The sequence below is a fragment of the Thermosulfurimonas dismutans genome, assembly GCF_001652585.1.
Classification (GTDB): Bacteria; Desulfobacterota; Thermodesulfobacteria; order Thermodesulfobacteriales; family Thermodesulfobacteriaceae; genus Thermosulfurimonas; species Thermosulfurimonas dismutans.
The window spans coordinates 1-1,030 of record NZ_LWLG01000039.1 but is presented as its reverse complement, the minus strand read 5'-3'; the positions used below and the strand labels follow the sequence as shown (position 1 = coordinate 1,030).

Sequence of the window (1,030 nt, the reverse complement as noted above, 5' to 3'; positions counted from 1 at the left end):
AGGTTCAAGCGTAAGGGCCATCTCCACATAGTCTGGAGCCTCTTCAGGAGGGATTACCCGGCGCGCGGTCCCGGGCCGATTTTCACTCACGCAGGGATACCGTCGATCACAATAGGCACACTGCACATTGCACCGCGGAGCTACCGGAAGGTGAAGTCTTCCTACTGTCCGATGAGCAGTCTCATCAAAACATGGATGTCTGATCATTTGCTAACCTCCTTTTCCTATCTTAGAAAAGGGCCTCAAGGCCCTCCTCACCGGTGCGGACTCTAAAGACCCCTTCCATCGGGAGCACAAAGATCTTGCCGTCTCCGTGCTCACCGCTCTGATTTACTCGAATAATTCTTTCCACTACCTTGGGGACCATGGCCTCCGGCACCACTACCAAAAGGAGCCTTTTGGGTATGAAACCATAAGAGGAAGTCTCGAGCTTTTCGGCCACTTCAGGGCTTACCCTATAGGCGAGTTCCTTAAGCCTCCCTCCCTGTTTCCCTCGGCCAAGCACCTTAAAGGCCGTAAAGGAGGGAACTCTTACTTTTACCTTGTATACCTGATCAATAGGATCCTGACCTTCAGCCAGTACATCATAGTGACGTATATAACCCGCACTGGCTGAGATAATACGATCATAATCCAGACGCCCTTCAACCACCCGGGTATTGGACTGAATGTACGCTCCCATGGCCTGCTCCACGGCCGCCCTTAAGGCATTATTTATAGCGGCCTGCCGGGTAGGCCCTGATCCCGTAGCCGTAATCGTAACCGCCTGAGCCCAAAAAACCGAACACAAAACTAAACATAACCCCAACCAAATTATTTTCCCTGTGCTCTTCATACTTACCCCCTTTATTTTGTATTTAAAAATTTCCTTATTTTGTATTACCGTTAATTATCTTTGTTTTTCGGTTTTCTACTAGAGCTTTCATGGCTTCAAGGGTAGGATTATTAGGTTGAAGTTTTAGAGCTCGCTCTATAAGCTTTTTGGCCTCCTCCACCCTATCTTTAAAAAGATAATATCGAACTGCTAACT

1 protein-coding gene and 1 pseudogene are annotated in these 1,030 nt (G+C 48.3%); both read right to left on the bottom strand.

Annotated features, from left to right (window positions below):
- Positions 1–207: pseudogene (locus TDIS_RS10600) on the bottom strand (nitrogenase molybdenum-iron cofactor biosynthesis protein); the annotation flags it as partial.
- Between the two features lie 22 nt (positions 208–229).
- Positions 230–835, bottom strand: a complete 606-nt coding sequence (locus TDIS_RS10595) for a P-II family nitrogen regulator (protein ID WP_244147516.1) — start codon at positions 833–835, stop codon at positions 230–232.
- Positions 836–1,030: the final 195 nt, after the last annotated feature.